General features: G+C 64.3%; 18 protein-coding genes and 1 pseudogene. 3 read left to right on the forward strand and 16 right to left on the reverse strand.

What is annotated here, in order from left to right; all coding sequences use genetic code 11:
* The first annotated feature begins 138 nt into the window (after positions 1-138).
* Both CFE28_10770 and CFE28_10775 read left to right on the forward strand, forming a co-directional pair.
* The gene (locus CFE28_10770; protein OYU71670.1) at positions 139-591 is read left to right on the forward strand and encodes a hypothetical protein; all 453 of its coding nucleotides are present in this window, start codon (positions 139-141) and stop codon (positions 589-591) included.
* Positions 588-1,178 (forward strand): cell filamentation protein Fic, encoded by a 591-nt coding sequence (locus CFE28_10775; GenBank protein OYU70430.1) that lies wholly within the window; start codon positions 588-590, stop codon positions 1,176-1,178. Before CFE28_10770 ends, CFE28_10775 begins: the two co-directional genes overlap by 4 nt.
* Here the strand turns inward: CFE28_10775 and CFE28_10780 are convergent.
* The 12 genes and pseudogenes from CFE28_10780 to CFE28_10835 form a co-directional block, all read right to left on the reverse strand.
* The gene (locus CFE28_10780; GenBank protein OYU70431.1) at positions 1,175-1,627 is read right to left on the reverse strand and encodes a CopG family transcriptional regulator; all 453 of its coding nucleotides are present in this window, start codon (positions 1,625-1,627) and stop codon (positions 1,175-1,177) included. The genes CFE28_10775 and CFE28_10780 overlap by 4 nt on opposite strands.
* Positions 1,628-1,839: 212 nt before the next feature.
* Positions 1,840-3,576: pseudogene (locus CFE28_10785) on the reverse strand (conjugal transfer protein TraG).
* Between the two features lie 22 nt (positions 3,577-3,598).
* Positions 3,599-5,335, reverse strand: a complete 1,737-nt coding sequence (locus CFE28_10790; protein ID OYU70432.1) for a type VI secretion protein — start codon at positions 5,333-5,335, stop codon at positions 3,599-3,601.
* A gap of 247 nt (positions 5,336-5,582) precedes the next feature.
* Entirely contained in the window at positions 5,583-6,404 is an 822-nt protein-coding gene (locus tag CFE28_10795) for a lytic transglycosylase (GenBank protein OYU70433.1), read from the reverse strand.
* Positions 6,394-6,924: a hypothetical protein gene (locus tag CFE28_10800; protein ID OYU70434.1), complete on the reverse strand. Its 531-nt coding sequence runs from the start codon at positions 6,922-6,924 to the stop codon at positions 6,394-6,396. Before CFE28_10800 ends, CFE28_10795 begins: the two co-directional genes overlap by 11 nt.
* Positions 6,921-7,436 (reverse strand): glycosidase, encoded by a 516-nt coding sequence (locus CFE28_10805; GenBank protein ID OYU70435.1) that lies wholly within the window; start codon positions 7,434-7,436, stop codon positions 6,921-6,923. Before CFE28_10805 ends, CFE28_10800 begins: the two co-directional genes overlap by 4 nt.
* 12 nt (positions 7,437-7,448) lie before the next feature.
* Complete coding sequence (locus tag CFE28_10810; protein ID OYU70436.1) at positions 7,449-7,721, reverse strand: DNA-binding protein; 273 nt, start codon at positions 7,719-7,721, stop codon at positions 7,449-7,451.
* Between the two features lie 120 nt (positions 7,722-7,841).
* Complete coding sequence (locus CFE28_10815; protein OYU70437.1) at positions 7,842-8,594, reverse strand: hypothetical protein; 753 nt, start codon at positions 8,592-8,594, stop codon at positions 7,842-7,844.
* Positions 8,595-8,682: 88 nt separating this feature from the next.
* The gene (locus CFE28_10820; protein OYU70438.1) at positions 8,683-8,946 is read right to left on the reverse strand and encodes a hypothetical protein; all 264 of its coding nucleotides are present in this window, start codon (positions 8,944-8,946) and stop codon (positions 8,683-8,685) included.
* Positions 8,947-9,112: 166 nt separating this feature from the next.
* A complete protein-coding gene (locus CFE28_10825; GenBank protein OYU71671.1) occupies positions 9,113-10,021 on the reverse strand; it encodes an antirestriction protein in 909 nt (302 codons plus the stop codon).
* Positions 10,022-10,088: 67 nt separating this feature from the next.
* The gene (locus CFE28_10830) at positions 10,089-10,385 is read right to left on the reverse strand and encodes a hypothetical protein (protein OYU70439.1); all 297 of its coding nucleotides are present in this window, start codon (positions 10,383-10,385) and stop codon (positions 10,089-10,091) included.
* A 678-nt stretch (positions 10,386-11,063) separates the two neighbouring features.
* Entirely contained in the window at positions 11,064-12,326 is a 1,263-nt protein-coding gene (locus CFE28_10835; GenBank protein ID OYU70440.1) for an AAA family ATPase, read from the reverse strand.
* A 516-nt stretch (positions 12,327-12,842) separates the two neighbouring features.
* On the opposite strand from CFE28_10835, the gene CFE28_10840 reads away from it, so the two are divergent.
* Positions 12,843-14,132: a glucose dehydrogenase gene (locus CFE28_10840; protein OYU70441.1), complete on the forward strand. Its 1,290-nt coding sequence runs from the start codon at positions 12,843-12,845 to the stop codon at positions 14,130-14,132.
* Positions 14,133-14,438: 306 nt separating this feature from the next.
* Here the strand turns inward: CFE28_10840 and CFE28_10845 are convergent, their stop codons facing one another.
* From CFE28_10845 to cas5c, 4 genes are all read right to left on the reverse strand, one after another.
* Positions 14,439-15,530 (reverse strand): addiction module protein, encoded by a 1,092-nt coding sequence (locus CFE28_10845; protein OYU71672.1) that lies wholly within the window; start codon positions 15,528-15,530, stop codon positions 14,439-14,441.
* A 470-nt stretch (positions 15,531-16,000) separates the two neighbouring features.
* A complete protein-coding gene (cas7c, locus tag CFE28_10850; GenBank protein OYU70442.1) occupies positions 16,001-16,882 on the reverse strand; it encodes a type I-C CRISPR-associated protein Cas7/Csd2 in 882 nt (293 codons plus the stop codon).
* The gene (gene cas8c / locus CFE28_10855; protein OYU70443.1) at positions 16,882-18,627 is read right to left on the reverse strand and encodes a type I-C CRISPR-associated protein Cas8c/Csd1; all 1,746 of its coding nucleotides are present in this window, start codon (positions 18,625-18,627) and stop codon (positions 16,882-16,884) included. The genes cas7c and cas8c overlap by 1 nt, the downstream gene beginning before the upstream one ends.
* Positions 18,624-19,319, reverse strand: a complete 696-nt coding sequence (gene cas5c / locus CFE28_10860) for a type I-C CRISPR-associated protein Cas5 (protein OYU70444.1) — start codon at positions 19,317-19,319, stop codon at positions 18,624-18,626. Before cas5c ends, cas8c begins: the two co-directional genes overlap by 4 nt.
* Positions 19,320-19,429: the final 110 nt, after the last annotated feature.

A 19,429-nucleotide genomic window follows, 5' to 3' on the forward strand; every position in this document is an offset into this window, starting at 1 on the left:
GCGCGTAAGAACGATAACTTATATATTCTATAATTGTAATCTTTTCAGAACACGTATATTCCATTTAGAGATGCACTTCGGAACCTTCAGGTTATCAATCCGGATGGAGCCCAGACCATGACGTCCCAAAGATCCAGGATGAACACCCTGGCGCGCCAAGCCCTCGACGGGCAATTGCAGCCCCTCCGGACCATGCCGCCACTAATCCGGCCAGAGCGTGGATGGATCCGTGCGATCCGCGAGGCCCTCGGCATGACCACTGGTCAGTTCGCCGCCCGGCTGGGGGTCACCCAGCCGCGGGTCGCGACCCTGGAGCGCGCCGAGTTCCAAGACGGCGTCACCCTAAGGAGCTTAAGGCAGGCGGCTGAGGCGCTCGACTGTGTCCTGGTCTACGCCCTGGTTCCCAGGGCCTCCCTAGAGGACATGGTGAAGGACAGGGCGCGTCTTGTGGCTGACCAACAGTTATCGAGAACGGACCAGACCATGCGCCTTGAAAATCAGGCCGTGAGTTCCGCGCGTATGGAAAGGGCGCGGGAAGATCTCGCGGAAGATATATTGCGCAATGATCGGCGGCTCTGGGCGGACGCATGAGTGATCCCCTGACTGGCACAGAGGATGACGCCGCAACGCCGCTGACCCCCGATGAGCGACGCGACCTGATCCCGAGTTATATCACCACACGGGACCAGCTGAATGAGGTGGAGCAGCTGGGTATCGCCGAAGCCGATCGCTGGGCTTTCAGCCGTAAACGCAACGTCCTCAATGAGCCATTCTTGCTCGGCCTTCACAGGCGGATGTTTGGCAATGTCTGGAGATGGGCCGGGAACTTCCGATCAACCCCGCGAAATATCGGGGTCGAGGCCTATCTGATCCCCGTGGATCTTCGCCAGTTGCTGGACGATGTGGGCTACTGGACCTCGCATGCCACCTTTCCAGCAGATGAGATCGCCCTGCGCTTTCACACACGGCTGACCTGGATCCATCCTTTTCCCAACGGCAATGGTCGCCATGCGCGCCTGGCCGCCGACCTGCTGGTTGTGGGTCTGGGCGGTCAGCGGTTCACCTGGGGCGGAGGCGTTCCTGTTGACCCTACAGAAATGCGCAGGACCTATATCGATGCTGTCCGGGCCGGCGACAATCATGATTTCGCGTCCCTGCTCGCCTTTGCACGATCCTAGCCGCCGTCCCCATCCCCCGCCTCGGCGGCATTTGCCTCAAAGGCTGCGGGTACATCCACCGACACCTCCCGGGTAAAACTCGCCCCCTTTGCCAGCCTGCGCCCGAGGGCGACCACAAAGCCTTCATATCGCTCCTGGCCCCGGGCTCTGGCCGCCGCCTGGCCGGTCTCCGGCACGGGCGGCGTCGTGGTCAGCCAGAAGCGCACGAAGAGGGCGAGCATTTCGATGGATATGCCGAGATTGCGTTCCAGGCGTTCGGCCACCCGGGTCTGCTGGTCCAGCCGCCTTGCAAGGGCGGCCTCCTGCCGCTCGGCGGCGTCAGGGGAGAGGAAGGAGGTGATGGCCGCCTCCGCCACCAGGGATCTGGATTTTCCCCGGGCCTTGGCGAAGCTCGCCAGGGCGCGGTCTGTCTCCGGATCGAGATAGACCGACATTCGCAGCTTGCGCATGGCTAGACCTCCATCCCGTCATCCAGATCAAGGACGCCCTGTCGGCCATGGCCAGCGGACCAGGCCGGGGCATGGCCGGCCCGATCTTCGTCTTCATCATCAAACAGGAATTCGAGAGCATCGCCCTTCGGACCAGAAGGCTCGGCCGTTTCCAGGTCTGCGACGGGGTCGGGACCGCCCTCCCCGCCGGCTTCGTGCCTCACGGCGCGCCGGGCCAGCGGCGGCGCAATCGGAGGTCTGGAAGACCAGTCATCGGGGCTTGGTGAAGCCGGGCTGCTCATGGGCGCCGCGCCTGTCCGGGCCTGCAGCTGGGGATCCTCGTAATAGCGGATCTTCCGGCAGCGGATGGGCGGCAGTCCCGAAACCAGAATGAGCTCGTCACTGGGCGCCAGCTGCATGACCTCGCCCGGGGTCAGCAGGGGCCGGGCCGTCTCCTGCCGCGAGACCATCAGATGTCCGAGCCAGGGCGAGAGGCGGTGGCCGGCATAGTTCTTCATGGCCCGCAGTTCCGTGGCGGTTCCCAGGGCGTCGGAGACCCGCCTGGCGGTGCGCTCGTCATTGGTCGCAAAGCTCACCCGCACATGGCAGTTGTCGAGGATGGCGTTGTTGGGACCATAGGCCTTCTCGATCTGGTTCAGGGACTGGGCGATCAGGAAGGCTTTCAGGCCATAGCCGGCCATGAAGGCCAGAGCGCTCTCGAAGAAATCCAGGCGGCCCAGGGCCGGGAACTCATCGAGCATAAGTAAGAGACGGTGGCGACGGCCCCCAGACTCCAGCTCTTCGGTAAGCCGCCGGCCGATCTGGTTGAGGATCAGCCGGATCAGGGGCTTGGTGCGGCTGATGTCCGAGGGCGGCACCACCAGGAAGAGGCTGACCGGGCGATCGCCCTCCACCAGGTCGCAGATCCGCCAGTCGCAGCGTCCGGTGACCCTGGCGACCACAGGGTCCCGGTAGAGACCGAGGAAGGACATGGCCGTCGAAAGCACGCCCGAGCGTTCATTTTCGCTCTTGTTAAGCAGCTCCCGGGCGGCGGAGGCGACCACCGGATGTGGCCGGTCCCCCAGATGGCGGGTGGTCAGCATGGCCCTCAGGGTCGATTCAATCGGCCGCTTCGGGTCGGACAGGAAGTCTGCGACGCCGGAGAGGGTCTTGTCGGCCCCGGCATAGAGGACGTGGAGTATGGCGCCCACCAGCAGGCTGTGGCTGGTCTTTTCCCAGTGGGAGCGCCGCTCAAGACCGCCTTCGGGATCCACCAGGATGTCGGCGATATTCTGCACATCGCGCACTTCGGCCTCCCCCTGGCGGACCTCCAGCAGGGGGTTGTAGGCGGCGCTCGAAGGGTCGGTCGGATCAAACAGCAGGACCTGGCCGACCTTCGCCCTGCAGGCGGAGGTCAGGCGCCAGTTCTCCCCCTTGATGTCATGGACGATCACCGAGCCTGGCCAGGTGAGAAGGGTCGGGACCACAAGACCCACCCCCTTGCCGCTGCGGGTCGGCGCAAAGCAGAGGACGTGCTCGGGCCCGTCGTGGCGCAGATAGTCACCCCCGAGCCTGCCCAGCATGACCCCTTTCGGACCTGAGAGGCCCGCCGCAGCAATCTCCCGCCCCCTGGCCCACCGGGCCGAGCCATAGGTGGTCACAGATCCGCTCTCCCGGGCCCGCCAGACCGAGAGGGCCATGGAGATCACAATGGCGATCAGGGCGCCGGTGACGGCAATCCCCGCCCCCTCAAGGAAGACCCTCGGGGCATAGGCGTCGAAGGCGAACCACCACCAGAAAAAGGCCGGCGGCGGATAGACCGGCCAGCCGGCCACCTCCAGCCAGGGCTGGCCAAGCTGGGGCTGGAAGGCCAGTCGCCAGGCTGTCCATTCGGTGGCGGCCCAGGTCCCGATCAGGATGACGAAGAAGACCGCCGCCAGCTGGCCCCACATGACCCTGGTCCCGCTCATGTCTGGCTCCTGAAAGTATGGGTCATCGGGTGAGGCCACGCCGGTGACCAGGGGACCAGGTCATGCCGCCCCCGGGCGTCGGAACCCCGGTGATCTCCCGGCCCAGATGGCGGTCCATGTCCGGGCGCCATGGTACGAGGCTGAACCCAAGGCCGGTCTCGATCATGGCGAACCGCCCAGAGGCGAGGTTGAGCCTCTGGCGATAGACCCCGGCGACCGGGTCATCGCCGGTCAGGGGCTGGTGGGTGAGACCGCTCGCCTGCTCGAGCCTGCTTATGGTCGAGGCGAGCTCGCGGTCCTTAAGGGTCGCCAGGAGATCGCGGGCGAAGATCACCTGACCGTTCCGGCGACGGGCGAGCCCCTGGCTCTCCAGATGATCAATGCGGTCAGACAGGGCCTGGCGAACGTCATCGGCGAACCCACCGAGGCCCAGGCCCGCCGGCCGGGGCCCCACCAGCTGCCGGTCAAGCCAGGTCGCCCCCTGCGCCTGGACCTGAGCGGCCAGGTCAAGGTCGGAGCGGACCACGAGCCGGACCGACCGCAGGCCCCTGCCCCCATCGACCGCCTGCAGTTCGACAATGGCGCCCGGGTTCAGCTCCGCCGCCTGATCAAGATCAGCCCCCCGGACATGGTGGACCCGGCCATCCAGGCCATCGACCACCACATAGCCCGCCCCGGTCAGCTCATCGTGCAGGCCCCGCCCGGCAAGCCGGCCCACCAGCCCCTGCCCTGGCGAAGCCTCGACCACAAAACTGGAAGGGTCGCGGGTCTGCACAGTCGGACCCAAAGCCCTGTTGATCCGCGCAATGATGTCGCGGCTTTGGCCGATGGCCTTCAGGGTCGCCTGCGCCTCAGGATCCAGCCGCCAGCGCCCGGCCCTCACCTCTTCCGCCAGGCCCAGGGTCTCCAGACGCCGGACCCGGGCGATCTGGGCCACCCTCAGGGCGTCGGGCCGTCCCAGGACTGGCGGTCTTAAGTCGACCAGGCCGTCGGCTTCAGAAATCTGGGCCGTCAGGCTTCTGTCCAGGCTGGTCCAGTGGTCAGCGCCCACCTGCTGATCCCAGGCGCGCCGCAGGTCAGCCTCGGTGCGCGGCCCAAGCTCCAGGGTCACAAGCTGGCTGGCCCGGGCCCGGAGACCCTCGCGGATATAGTCCCGGGAGATGACCAGGTCGGCGCCGTCCTCCCCCCGCCCCCGGACCAGGACATGGATGTGGGGATGGCCGGTATTCCAGTGGTCGACCGCCACCCAGTCCAGACGCCCGCCAAGGTCGCGCTCGGCCTGGCCCATGAGGTCACGGGTATAGGCCTTGAGATCGGCCAGCTGGTCGGCATCGTCCGGGGAGACAATGAACCGGAAATGGTGGCGGTCATCAGCGCACCTTTCCGCAAAGGCCTTGCCGTCGGCCGCCTCCCCCTGCGCGTCAAACAGTCGGCCCCGCTCGCCGGTCTCAGTCACCCCTTCCCGCTGCAGATAATCGATGTGGACAGAAAGGCCGCCGCCCCGCCCGCCGCGTCGGACCACCCGGGCCTTGATCACCGCGCCGCGCCCCCGGGGCCCTAGCCCTTGCCGGGCCCTAAGCGAGGCCGCCCGTCCCCGGCCAAATGTGCTCGTGGAAACCGGCCCCCGCCTCTGCTGTCCGCCGGCCCGTCGGGCGGCGACCAGGGCCACGCCAATAAAGGTACGGGGCCCTGCGCCGCCCCGGGCGCCCCCACGGGCGCCGATACGGCCTGGCCGGAGGAAAAACTCGTCCTCGCTCATGGCCGGAAAACCCGGCGCGAGGTGTCATTCTCCCAATCAATACAGGAGGATGGGTAAAACTGCAGCCTGTCGGTCGTCCTCGCACCTCGCGCCAACAGATTGTATTTGCTAAACTTATCACCCCCAAACCCGCCCCGCACCTCGCGGCTTTTATCCTGCCATCGCTCCATCCATTTTCGGCAAACCCACCCTTTCCCCGCCGAACCTGCGACGGACTGCGAAATCCTGCGATCAGAGACAAGGCGGCTCATGGACCCGTCTCCGCGCCTGACAGGGGCGCAAAAAGCGAGGATCGTCCGGCGATCAATCGACCGTTCGGAGGGGAATTTTCGACCGTCAGATCGCCATCCGACCGTTGGCCAATCTGCACAAAAAGGCCCGGTGGCGCGGTCGCCAGAAGGATCGCCGGGCGAGGTTCTGACAGGCCGCCCCCGAGCCGCGGAGTTATCTTCGCCACATAGGCCCGGGTCTCCAGGGGAAGCGGCCGGCCGGCAATCAGGAAGGCCTCATAGCGACCGGGCCCGGCGTTATAGGCCGCCAGGAAGCCGGCCGACCCATAGCGGTCATACATCTCCCGAAGATAGGCGGCGCCCGCCAGGATATTGTCCCGGGGCTGGTAGGGATCAGCCCCCAGTCCGTAGCGCAGCCGCAGGCCTTGATAGGTCCGGGGCATGACCTGCATCAGGCCCATGGCCCCCACTGGTGAGGTTGCCCGTGCATCAAAGCCGCTCTCGACACGCATGACAGCGGTGATCCAGCGCTCGGGCACCTTAAAGCGCAGGGACGCCTCATGAACATGGTCAGCCAGGTCCGGCGCCCTCGCCGGCTGCGCCTGCAATGGGCCCGACGGGCCCGGCATGGCGAGGCTGACCAGCAGGGTCCCAAGACCAATCCAGCCTGCCAGCGGGCTTGCCCCGGTCAAGGGCAAGGCGCCTCCGCGCCGGCCAATAGGCCGCCCTTGACCGCGGCTCCGCGCGCCGGCTGAGCCATGGGCGGTCGGGACGAAGGTGCGGCCGTCAGTTCCTTGATCGAACAAAGGTGCAGCCAGAAGTCCGGGATCACCGCCCATGGCGATCCTCCGGAACCAGCCAGAGGGGCGTCAACTTCCCCACCACCGCACTGCGGTTCACCGGCCCGAAATACCGGCTGTCGAGGGAGGCTTCAGCGTCGTTGAGCAGGAAGACCTCATCCCTGGTCAGGATGCGGCATCCTGCCCAGACCGGCAGGGTCCGGCTAAGACGATCCTGCGCCCTGACCTTCGCCACAGGCGCCGAATTTATGGTGATGCGGTCGCCGATGCGGCAGACCCTGGCTGGCGCAAGGGCGGCCGCCTGCTTGATCAGCAGGACGCCTGACGGCACATAGCCGCGGGCGTCGAGCCAGGTCGCCAGACCCGTGGGCGGACGAACGGCGACCAGGTCGCCTGCCTTCCAGGGGCGAGCCGCCTGCAGGCGATAGAGGCCTTCAGGCGCACTGGCCGTGGCGTTCCAGATCAGGACTGGCGCACGGGGCGCCCGGATTGTAAGCGCCAGGATACCGATCACAAGCTCGGCGAGGCAAAGCCCGACCACGGCAAGCGTACGGGTCATGGCCTCATCTCCCGCCGCAGAACCCAGGCCCGGTGGGCGAGCCGGGTATAGGGTTCAGGCGCCTTGCGGGCGGTCAGGCGGTTGTTCACGGCGCGCCAGTGATCTGGTGAGACCTCGACGGGATCAAGGCCCAGGGCCTCGACGGCGTCGATCTCGCAGAGCACGGCCCTGACCCGATCCCAGCCCGACTGCCGCAGCAATATGTCGCCGCCGGGGCTCACCCCGGGAACCGACGAACAGGCTGCGCCCGGTGGAACGGTCGCGACAATGTCGATCCGCGAGAGGACGCCGCCACGCCGGTTGGCCGCCCAGCGGACGAAGGCGAAGGGTCCGTCTGCAAAGGCGACCCGGCGGCGGCGTCGGTCAATCATGACCTCACAGGCCACCTTTCCGAAACGGATCCAGTGCTCGATTCGGCGCTCAAACCAGACCAGGTCCACCCAGGTCAGGGGCGGGCCCGGCGGAGGACGCGAGTCCGGCCTGGCGCCCTTGGCATGCAGGGGCTCTGACATGACATGGCCTGCTCAAGGACGGGCCCAGGCGGCGCCCAGATCCAGGCGGCGGGCCGGATGGACCGTGCCGACCCCGGGATCGGAGGTCGAGGATTTTGCGCCGCGGTCGGCCCAGGTCTGCAGGTCGCTCACCGAATAGATCACGCGCCCGCCGATCTTCCTGTAGGTCGGCCCAGTGCCATAGGTGCGATGCTTTTCCAGGGTTCGCCCGGATATTCCGAGAAAACGCGCTGCCTCAGGGGTGCGCAGGAAGCGTTGCGGAAGGGTCGCTGCGGTGGTGCTCATGGTCGTCCTCCAAGGGTTCTCCTGGACGCCACTTCGTGGGGTGGCGTGGCAGGAAGCACCCTGTCGGAGTGCGACTCAGTGGGGGATGGCGAAGATCGAAGTGCGCAAAACTGCCATCCGCTATTCTACGATCTGGCGGAGCAGGCGGCGGTAGTCGCCATTGGCCAGGCCCAGCCCCTTCCGGACCATGCGGATGGTGGCGTCGCGCAGGGAAGATGTCCGCCAGCTTTCCGTGGCGACGCGGGCGGCCCCGAAAAAATGCACGGCCAGGGCGCGATAGCTTTCCCCGGCGGCGTGACCATCCAGGGCCTGCAGGCTGCGACAGGCGCGCTGGCGCTTGGGGTCAGACCTGCGAGCCCGCTCTGGTCGCGCATTGTTCAGGTGTCGCCAGAACTGCAGGATGGCCGCTACGCCGTTGGCGGCGTCAGCGCCCATGGGCACGAGACACACAAAGGGCGCCCCGCGGGAGATCGGAACCGGACTCCAGAGGTGGTATTGCCGCAGTGGTGTGACGAGCAGGCCGTGGACGCCATCTGCAGCCCGACGCTCATGATAGGCGCCGCGCCAGGCCTGCGGATTGTAGACCAAGGTCTGCGCCGAAGCGTCCGGCGCCTCCACCAGCACGATGGTCCTCGGATAGGCCTCAGGCCGCCAGAAGACCGGCTGCCGCGCAGCGCTCAGCTCGGGATCTGCGGGACCCAGCAGGCCCCATTTCGCCCAGGTTTCGGGATCGTCCAGTCGGTGTTCCCGCCAGGTTTCGAAGTCCTGACAGTATTGCGGATTACGCCGCAGGAACTCCCAGGCCAGCTCGGCCAGGGACATGTCCGGTAAGTCAGCATAGTGCTTTGCCTGACGCCAGTCTGGTGCGCTCATGGCCCTCCTCCTTCCCAGGCGGCCTGCTAAGGAGATCAGTATGTGCACTTAAAGATTGATCTGTGAAGCCCCCAATACAATCTGAAAGTTAGTCGTCTGCAGACGTCAGCCCCGCGATATAGCCGCCGTCCCGCAACCACCGGGCGCGGGAAAGGTGAGTGGCGTACATCAACTCTGCGCGCCCTCGGTCCTTGAACGGGTCAACTTCAAAAAGGATGCGGACAACTTCACGCCAGTCCGCGCCATCTGCCTCGGCGTCCAGAAGGCGCAGGTAGAGCACGCCATGATCACGGTCATAGTCGGTCAGACCGGGGTCCTGCGGCGCGCGGTCACGAAGCCCGGGGCGGGTCATCGGGTGATCCTCTAGGGTGTAGTTCGATCACAGAAGTACGTAGGGCGGCGTCAGACAGAAAGACCACCGCGGGCCCAATATAGGGCCACCTGGCCCGTTGGGGAATCCTCGATCGCAGCCAACCAGAAGCGCACCAAGGCCCCGCCCCAAGGGCGGGGCCCGGCCGTCAGGCCGCCAGGGCCTGGGCCTGCCGACCGTGCAGGAAGTCCGCCGCCCGCTGGGCGTGGGAGGCGGCGGCGAAGATGAACCGCCTGTCGCCGCCGAGGACCTTCAGCCAGCTGTCGATATAAGCGGCGTGATCCTCCCTGGGGGTGAGCTCAAGGCCAAGGTCTGCGCAGAGGAAGGCCGCGCCCAGTTCAGCCACAAGCTCTTCGCGGGCATAGCCTTCATCCCCCCAGCGCTGGCGGCCGAAGTCCCGGTCAAGGCGGGTCGGATGGCGGGTCCAGTGGGTGCATTCATGGGCAAGCGTTGCGTAATAGGCCTGGGGATCCACAAAGCTCTCAAAGACCGGCATCTGCACATGGTCTGGCCCCATGGCGTAGTAGGCCTTGTCACCCCCATGCCGGATCTTCGCGCCCGTGGCGGCGAAGAAGGCGTCAGCCGCAGCGTTCCGCGCTACGGGATCCAGAGGCTCCACTGGCGCGGGATGGAAGGCCTCGGGCAGACCCTCGACCTGTTCGACATTGAAGACGCTGTAGGCCTTCAGGAAGGCGACCTCGCGCTCCAGGGCCTCGCCCTGATCGGAGGACTCCGTGCGGGTCATGCGGTTGGCGTAGACCACCGTGGCGGCCTGCTCGCCCTTGCGGACATGACCGCCAAGATCCAGGGCCTGACGGAAGGTCATCCAGATCGGCGCAGAATATCCCTTAGCGACAGCCTGGCTCCAGAGCAGGAGAACATTGACGCCGCTATAGGGCTGGAAGTTGTGCCGGAGCGGGCGGCTGATCCGCCCGGCGAGGTGCTCAGTGGACCAGGGTCTGGTCCAGGGGCGGACGCCCTTCTGCAGGTCTACGACGATCTGGGCCGTAACCCGGCTGTAGAGATCAGGGCGTGAGGTCTCAGGCGCGCGTGACATGGCGGCCTCCTTCAATTTGATTTTCCTGGTGAAGGCGCCCCGCCCGAAGGCGGAGCGCCGGGCGGGATCAGCGGGACCAGATCAGGGCGTAGCCGTCGTCAGCTTCGACGATGGAGGCGTAGATCGGGGCCGGGAAGCTGGGATCGTCCAGCTTGACCGAGAGGTAGTCCCGGTTCTCGCGGCTGGTCTTCTTCCAGGCTGCGCCAAACTCGGTCTGGCCGGCGAAAATCCGGAAGTCCGGGGCCTTGTCATTCTCCGTCCCGGCGGGCCGGAGCAGGGCCTGTTTGACGTTGAGGGTGAGGGTCTTGATGGCGCCGGTATAGCTGCCGTCTGCTTGCTTGTGGAATGTGCCGATGGTGGCCATGGGGTCGTCTCCTGTTGTCTACCGGGCTGCGCCCATCGCGGCCTCGATGGCGATCAACAGGGCGGGGTGCGATCCGGCCCCGCAGCCGCAGGCCCCCAGCGCCAGCGAAGGACGGCGAGACAAGACTTGTTTGGTCCGCGAGGAATGTCGCTCAGGCGACAGGGGAAAGAAGTTGCAGACCGCCGTTGCGGAGGACGGTCGGGGCATAGCCCTTTACCCCCGGCCAGATCAGGCCAGGAGAGGCGAGATGGACGCAGTCCGCCAACAGGAGCCCTGCCCTGCCCCACCAATGAACGCCCAACCCGGCAGACAGCCACCAGGCGCCATCCCACCCACAACCGGGCTTCAAGCCGCCCGCGGCCTGAACCCTGGACGCAAACAAGCCCCGGCAATTTTACAGGCTTCGCCCCACGGCCAATGGCGCCAGATCAAGAGGCCAGCCGGATCGAGACCTCGACACCACCGGGGCACACACTGGAAAAGGCCCAGCTTACCTGCCGCGCTCAACCGAACACGATCGAACCGCAGACCTGGCCAATTGATATCGCTGCCAATCTGCCCGAGCGGACCGCCCTTGGGCGGGGTCTTCAGACAACTCGTAGATCAATGGCTCCTGGCTGGCCGGGCAAGTTCACGGGCCTGACAACCGACCCTTGGATTGATTGCTGGGAAGATAGATCAGCCGCGGAATAGCATACTGATCGGAACCGCCCACATTTGCGGCCCAAAAGCCGCCCGTTGCTCTCCGGTGTAAAGAACAAGGCCCTGAAATTCCCGACCACCCGCCAGGTTGTCCCGGAACCATTTAAGGTGCCGGAAATCGCGCTGCTCGACATTGGATCCAGCCTTAACCTCAATACCGATCAGCTGGCCGTCCTCGCCCTCGATGAGGAAATCCAGCTCCCGCTGCTCGCGGTCTCGGTAGTGATAAAGTCGAAAGTCTTCGGCCTGGGATTCCAGCAATGCCGTGAGTTGAGCGTATACCAAAGTCTCAATCAACTTGCCGTTTAGGCTGCCGTCCAACCGGACCTTTTCGAATGACCAGTTCAGCGTCGAGCCCATCAAGCCGGTATCGGTGATGAAGAGTTTGTCCTGTTTGCCAACCCGGGCGTAGTCGGTCTTGGACCAGGGCGTCAATCGGTCAACGAGATAGAGGGTCTCCAACGCGTTGATGTAGGTCTCAAGCGTTGGGCGGGAAGTCCCCAGGGCTGCCGAAATCGCCGTGGCGTCCATGAATCTGGACGACCAGGCGGCGAGAACCTCAACCAATTTGAAAAGGTTGTCCTTTCGACGGATGTTGGCGACGTCGCGCAGATCGCGATCGATCAGCGCCTCAAGATAGTCATTGTGCCATTGGCGACGGGCTCGACCTTGGTGAAGTCGCACGGCCTCTGGGTAGCCCCCTGCCAACGCCATCTCGATATAGGCATCCTTGCTTAGCTGGTCGCCGGAAGCCGAAATGTCTCTCCACCCCCCTGCCCTGGCGATCTCCAGAAAGTGAGGCTTGTTTCGCTCAATTTCTCCTTGAGCCAGTGGGCGCAGGCGCACCTTGCGCACCCGCCCGGCCAGGGACTCTTTTACCTTTGGGAGGGTCATGATGTTGGCTGAGCCGGTCAACAGAAACCGCCCCGGCTTTTGGTTTTCATCGACGTCCTTCTTTACGGCCGCCAGCAATTGCGGGGCGCGTTGGACTTCATCGATTATCATCAGCTGGTCGCCGTGGGCGACAAAGCCATGGGGATCTTCCAGCGCCGCATTCAGCAAGGTCTGGTCATCCAAAGTCCGATAGATTGCTCGGGCGCCGGGATCCTCGCCGATCAGCTTAGCAAGAGTTGTTTTGCCACACTGCCGGGGTCCTTCCAGAAGCAGGACGCGGCTCTGGCTCAAGCCTTCGCGTATTGTTCCAGCCTGCCAACGCTCGAAGACTTGATATGTCGTCATAACGGGCACCAAATATCTGGTCGCGATATTCCTATTACGATAGCCGCAATATGTAAAGTATGGATGCCGCTAAGTGAACATTACAACCCGACCATCGACCTGAACCAACCTTGGCCAAGCTGCCAAACTGTACGGACAACCGGCGCCAACTCACCTGAACCCGTATCCGCCAACCGACCGTCTGACGGCCAACCGCCGCTCAGTCCGCAAATGCCTTTGAAGGCGACTTTGCGGACAGGTTAATTGTCGGACGAATTACCGGACAAATGGAGGGCTCAAGGTGGCGTTGGTCGCCTATGCACGGGCCACATCCATAGTCAGGACGCAAGCTGGGAGTCTGGGGCCTACCAAAATCAGAAAAAGCGGGATGGCGCCGGACGGTTACAGTCAGACCCCGATTCCTGCGCGATTAGATCAGCCAACGCGCCAGGCGGTTGCCGACGACTGGTTCTTGGCTGCACCAAGCTGATATGTGTGAGGGCCGAAGGCTCGACGCGGGATAGTGGGGACACAGCTATGGCCATCGCCAGAAAACATCTCATGACGACCGGATTGGCGATCAGCCTGGCCTTCACCCCCCTCACTTCGGCCTGGTCGCAGGCCACTACGCCCAACTACCTTCCAGGACCAGATTATGCCGGCGTCGCAGGATCGCCCGCTGAGAACGCCCGGATCACGGCGCTCTGCGGCAAGAACCGCAATGCCGCCGATGGCTATGCGCCGCCGCCCACATTCGCGGGTCAGACCCGAGCACCGCTCGCCAATTCAAAACAAGCCTTTGAAGTGGACGTGGTGGCAAAAGTTGATCGAACCTGGGGCCTGGCGGTGTTGCCAGACGGTCGGGCATTGATCTCGATCCGGGCGGGCGGATTGCGCATCATTGACCAGACCGGCGTCGTCTCCCAGCCCCTTGCGGGCTCTCCGGCAATCCAGAACGCCCGGCTGTCAGGTATGTATGATGTGAGCCTGGACCGTGACTTTGCCCACAACCGCACGCTCTATCTGGGCTACGTGACCCGGCTGAGTGACACTGATCCGGCGGCTGTGGGCCGCATCGCCAGTGCGAAGCTCTCACTTGATGGCATGGCGCTGGAGGATCTGAAGATCCTGCGTGAAGGTCCTGACATCTTGCCGCGCCGCATTGTGCAAGCCCGCGACAGAACGCTGTTGATCGCTTCGGCCGTGATCGATTCCGGTGGACCCAACCCACAGTCGCTGCAGAGCCAGCTGGGCAAGGTCTTGCGGATCAATCGCGACGGTTCAATTCCGAAGGACAATCCTTTCGTGAAAGACACTACGGCCAATCCAGCGATCTATGCCCTGGGTTTCCGCGACGTGCATGGCGCAGCGATTGATCCGAGGACCGGCGCCCTGTGGGTGGCGGAGAACACCCCGCGTGGCGGTGATGAGCTGAACCGGATCAAGGCCGGTGGCAATTACGGGTTCCCGGTGATCAGCTATGGCCGCGAGAACGGCGGCGCCTTGATTAATGGCGGCAAGACCGCTCAGGAAGGCATGGAGCAACCCGCTTACTATTGGAACCCCTCGATCGCCCCCGGTAGCCTGATGTTCTACACGGGCCGAGCATTGCCAGGCTGGAGGGGCAACGCATTCATTACCGGCCTTTCGGGCGAGCAACTGGTTCGTCTTGAGATGAAAGCCGGGAGGGTGGTGGCTGAAGAGAAGCTGCTGATGGATCGCTGCGTGCGGATGAAGTCGGTCGCTCAAGGCCCGGACGGCTTCATTTACGTCACCACAGATGAACCCAAGGCCGAGCTCCTGCGTCTTAGACCATTTAAGAAGTAGGTCAGTGACGTCGATGAAGATCCGGCCTGGTTCCGCACCACCCTGACCATCGACCAGCAGGACGATGGCAAGACCGTCATCACCCTGCGCCAGTTCCATCCAACCCGGGGCGCAACGCGACGCAGGCATCGGCTTCAGCGCCGTCGAGTTCGGCTATCAGACTTTTGAAAAGCTGGCCCTCCATGAGAAGACCATGGGCGGCTAATCGGACCCGCGTGCAAAGGCTGTAATTATGACTTGGGTCCATCCCGCAAAGGTCCATAGCGCGACTTTTTCGAACCTTTCCTATTGAGCACCGAGCTCTAGTCAGACGGACTGGATGTTTCGTAGCAGGCCCAGCAAAGCCGTATTCATGTAGTAGCTGTCGCGCCCAAGCCTGACCTTCCGCATGATCCCGATGCGGGCGAGCTCGTCGAGATATCGGGTCGCCGTGATGCGGCTGACGCCCAGGTCCCGCTCGACGAATGCGATCTTGCTGTAGGGGTGGCTGAAGATATTGTTCAGCAGATCCTGGCTGTAGATGCGGGGAAGCTCGCTGCGGATCCGGGCTTTGTGCTCCAACATCAAGTCGCGGATGCGGTGCACAAGACGGGTCGTTTGACCGGCCATCTGCTCTACGCCATCCAGCAAATAGAGCACCCACTCCTCCCAGGCGTTGTCGGCGCGGACCTTCTGCAGAAGGCGGTAATAGTCTGCCTTGTTCTGGTTGATGTAGCGGGAGAGGTAAAGGACCGGCGTTCCGAGCAACCCCTCCTTGACGAGATAGAGAATATTGAGGATCCGGCCCGTTCTGCCATTCCCATCGTAGAACGGATGTATGGTTTCGAACTGATGGTGGATGACCGCCATCCGCACGAGCGGGTCGAGGTCGGTCATCTCCGGGGCGTTTATGAAGCGCTCCAGATTGGCCATGAGCGACACGATTTCTGCATGGGATTGCGGCGGGGTGAAAACGACCTCGCCGGTGCGGTCGTTCTTCAATTCAGTGCCTGGGAGCTTTCGAAACCCGGCCAGGTTTTCCTCCAGGGTCGCCTGGATTACAAGAATGTCCTGGTTGGTGATCAGGCCTGTCGTCCGAACGGTCTGGAAGCCCTCCCGCAGCGCCAGGGCGTAGTTGTAGACCTCTTTCGCTGCGAGGCTGGCGAAGCGGTTCGCCACAGCGTCGCTACGGTAGAGGTCATCCTGGGTCGTTATGATGTTCTCGATCGCAGAACTGTCCTGAGCCTCCTGAAGCGACAGCGTGTTGATGAGGATCGCCTCATTCGGGACCAGGCCTGCCGCCCCCTTCAGCTCCGCGAGCGCCCGGTGGGCTGTCGTCAGTTTCTTCAGGACGGTCCGCGTCTCCAGGTCTATGCCGAGCGGCAGCAGTTGTGGGACGTAGGCTTGGGGCAGGCCCATGGCGCTTCCATATGTATAGACGTTGGCCATTTTCTATATACGTTTCGCTGACATGTATACCCTTCCAGCCTAACCCGACATGTCCGCAGACCTGGGCATGGTGATTGTTGACCTTCGCGGCGTAGGTGACTTCATCACGGCGCCGGCCGGTCTGGGACAATCTGTCTGCGTGCTCGCCATGGCCAGCTGAGGCGAAGGCGGGAAAGGATCGGCCTGGGACCGCAAAATACGGGTCACTCTGTCGGCGATGCCTTGGGAAACCCCGCCCCGAAGCCTGACGCCCCGGGGCGGAAGTCGCCGTAATCGTATCGAATTTTCAATCCACACCCGAACGGGCGAAGGGCCTAGATCACACACACCCCGACACAGGTAAAGTCGGGCGCAGCGCCGGATCCTGCGATTTCCGTAGCGACGCCAGCCATACCCAGGCTGTTATCTGACAGGGGGCCGTCTGGTCCGGAGCCAGCGCCCTAAAGTCTGCGTTCCAGGGTCACGCCAGCTGGCAGGTTGTCCTCATTGACCTTCACCACATAGTCGGAGAATGCGCGGGCGATCCGCCCCTCGGCGCCGGCAGGCTCTATGGTCACCCGGTCAAACAGGGTGTGGGCCAGGGCGTTTCCGAGATCACTCTCGTGGCGGAAGACGAAGAGGCCCCGGGCTGACATTTCACCCCTGGAGGATGCGCGATCGTGCTCGAACATTTCGCAGAGGCCCCGCCAGAAGAGTTCAAGGTCTTCCTGTGACAGGCCTGTTCCCTTGACCGGATCATTGGCCAGGCGCGCGGAGACAAAGCCGTGGGCCCGGTAGAGGCCGTAAGGCACAATGTATTTTCGCCCCATGGTGCGGTCCGTCCGCTGGGCGTCTTCCTCATTGGTCACGGCATTGCGGGTAAGGGTCACATCCAGGGGCATGATCGGGTCAATGGACTGGGCGAAGGTCATCTGGATCGGGCCCCTGACCTGGCCGGCATTGATCTGCGTCGTCATGACCGCGCCAAAGGCGCGGATGTCATAGAAGTTGTCACACATCCAGCGGATCAGGTTTCGCGCCTGATCCTCATCTGACGGGACCTTTTTGGGTTCGATTTCGAGGTTGAGGGCGGCATAGGCCCGCTCATGGGCGCGGTTGAGCACGGCGCGCTCCGCGACATAGATCTCATAGCCTGGATCCTGCGCGCGGGTCGCCGAGACATAATTCCGCAACCTGCGCTTCAGGGCGACATCGGTCACCAGGCCCCGACCGGTCTCCGGGTCCATGCGGGGGGCGTTGCCGGCGTCGGGATCGCCATTGGGATTCCCATTGGTGACATCGAACAGGAAGACAAAATCATACCGGTGGGTAATCGGGCTCATCAACTGCCCCCTGCTTTCTCTGGCGCCGGGTCCGCGCCCCTGACGGGTGTTTTCAGCTCTTGCCGCTGATGGTGAAAACCGATCAGGAAGAGGGCCCGGTCGGTCAGGCCCAGGGTTGGCGCCAAGGCGCTGCGGCCGCCGATGTTTTCGAGAAGGCGATCCAGGGCCCGGACGATCCTGATGGGACGGCCAGTACGGCCGGAGTATGTCACGGCGCGAAGGCTGCGGTCCATGCGCAAGAGGCCAGGCCGGAGGACCTGGGCGGGACAGGCGGAAGCCAGGGACAGGAGATCATGATCCCGTCTGGCCGAAAAGAGCCCCTGCTCCCAGGCCTGGAGCGCCGCGAGGCAGGCATAGATCCGCCCAAGATCAAAGGCAGGGCGACGACAAAATCGGGGCCAGTCCCTGCCAAAGGCCTCACCTGCGCCGCCGGGTCCAGTTCCCAGGAGGCAGGCCTTCATCAGGCCGGCCCGCAGGGTGGAGACACCCTGGTCCCGGGATATGAGCATGACCGTGTGCCGAAGTAGTCCGGCGCCCGGAGCCCTGCCATCCAGGATCGACGCACAGAGTTCGGCCGCCCACCTGTCAGGCGAGGCGCCCGCCGCCGACTGTGGCGATAATCCCCGACATAGGCGCTGCAGGTCGAGGCGCCCCGAGCAAGGTCCGCTGAGGCGGGAGGCCTCAAGAAAGGCCTCAAGCCTGCTAAGAAGAAGACCCAGTGTCATGTTGAAAGCCCGTCGCACGGCCAGCCGGCCGCCATTGGGACTGACCAAGGCCAGCCAGACCTCCTCGTCGCTCAAGTCCTTCCCCTGCCCCTCCGGCGCGCCCTGCATGTCATGGCCCGCCACCCCCAGGGCCCACCGCATGACGGTCTCGGCCTCCCGGCTTTCCCCCCAGAAGACCAGGGTGTCAGCGCCGATCGCGATCCGGTTCTGGGGGGCGCCGCCCTGGTCTTCGGGCGCGCGTCTTGCCAGCAGGATGTTGAGCGCTTCGCCATAGGCGGCTGCCCTGGACGCCAGGACGGGTGCATTCTCTCCAAGGAGGGCGCCGTGGGATCGCAAGGCGGGCGTCGCGTGCGAGACCAGGCTAGCCCCGGTGGTGTTTGATCCGGGAAGCCCGGCTATGCGCGGATGAAGCCTCGCCAAGGGGCCGGTTGTTCCCGTCACCATGCATTGGCCTGTCTGCAGGTCGCCATCGGCCAGGGCGCGGAATCTGGCAAGCTCCAGGGCGGCAGGGGTTTCGTGGAGGTAGCCGGCGGCGCCGGAAAGCCGGAAGCACAGATTGTGACCAGACACGCGGCTCAGGAGGTCGCGATCCCCATGGTCTGCCGCAGACCAGGACTCCAGAAAGCTGTGGAGGGCCCTAAGACCGGGGTCCTGGGTCTCCGCCAGGGTGCGCAGGTGCAGGTCGACAAAGGCGGCATGCTCCCGGGCGACCCGAGCCGGCGACTTCTTCGCCGTCAGGCCTTCCGGCACATCCCACACCCCCAGGACATAGGATGACTTGTCCCAGAGAAATCCGCTCACGATTCCACTGACCCGCTGGGGCGCCTTGGGCGCCAGGCAGGACCCTGGCTGCAGGCCCTTGCGCGTTTCCTGCATCAGGGTTTCTGCGCCCAGCAGACGGCCCTTTCTGTCCAGGACCAGGGCATATCCAAGGCGCACTGTCGCAAAACCCACCGGCGGGGCCTGCCCCTGCTGCCTCAGCCGGTCATGATGCTCCGCCAGGGCGGCAAGGACGCTCAAGGTCGTTCGCCATCAAGGACGCAGGATGTCAGATCAATCAGGCCGTCACACATGACCGCATTGAAAAACACCGGCCTGTTCGGCCTGCCGAACCTGATGTCATAGAGCATCCACCCCAGGTGATGCTCCCCGGCCAGGTCTGGGTGCAGGACGGGCGGGGAGTCGGCGGGGGCAAAGGCTGCGGGAAACTCCCGCACCCCGAGATAGGGTTGGTGAAAGCACTGCCCGCGCCTGGCCCGGCGGCGGAATATGGCCTGGTGTTTCAGCAATCGGGACTCACCGCCATGCACATCCTCCTGCAGGATTGTCCCCTCCAGGACATAAGACACGTCGCGAAGGATGGTGGCGCCCCGCTGCTGACGATCCTCGCCAGCCTCCATGGCGACCCCGAGGGTGCTGTTCCGCTTGCGGGCCGCCTCTGCGTATTTGGCTGAAATCGTATGTTTCAGCTCGGCACGACGGACGCCCAGATACCGCACAGGCCGTTCAACCCAGATCCGGTCAATGCGCCAGCGCATGCCGCAGGTCCAGTAAATGGCGTCAAATATACCCCGGGCCGCTGACGGGGTGATGACGTCATAGGTATGGCGCTCGGCCTTGAGATCTGGCCGAGTAAAGCAGGCGTGGGGGCCCCAGACCCGCAGGCTGACCGGATCGCCCTGCAGTTCCGAACGATGCTCTGGCGACCCCATGGACAAGATTCTGATCCCTCCGGCCGTGAGCCTGCCCTCCTCTCCTGCGCCATGTCCAGCCAGAATCCAGCCCGCCAAGGGGGCCACGCGACAACCTGACCTGTCCCGGC

Source organism: Alphaproteobacteria bacterium PA2, from assembly GCA_002256425.1.
GTDB lineage: Bacteria > Pseudomonadota > Alphaproteobacteria > Caulobacterales > Caulobacteraceae > Phenylobacterium.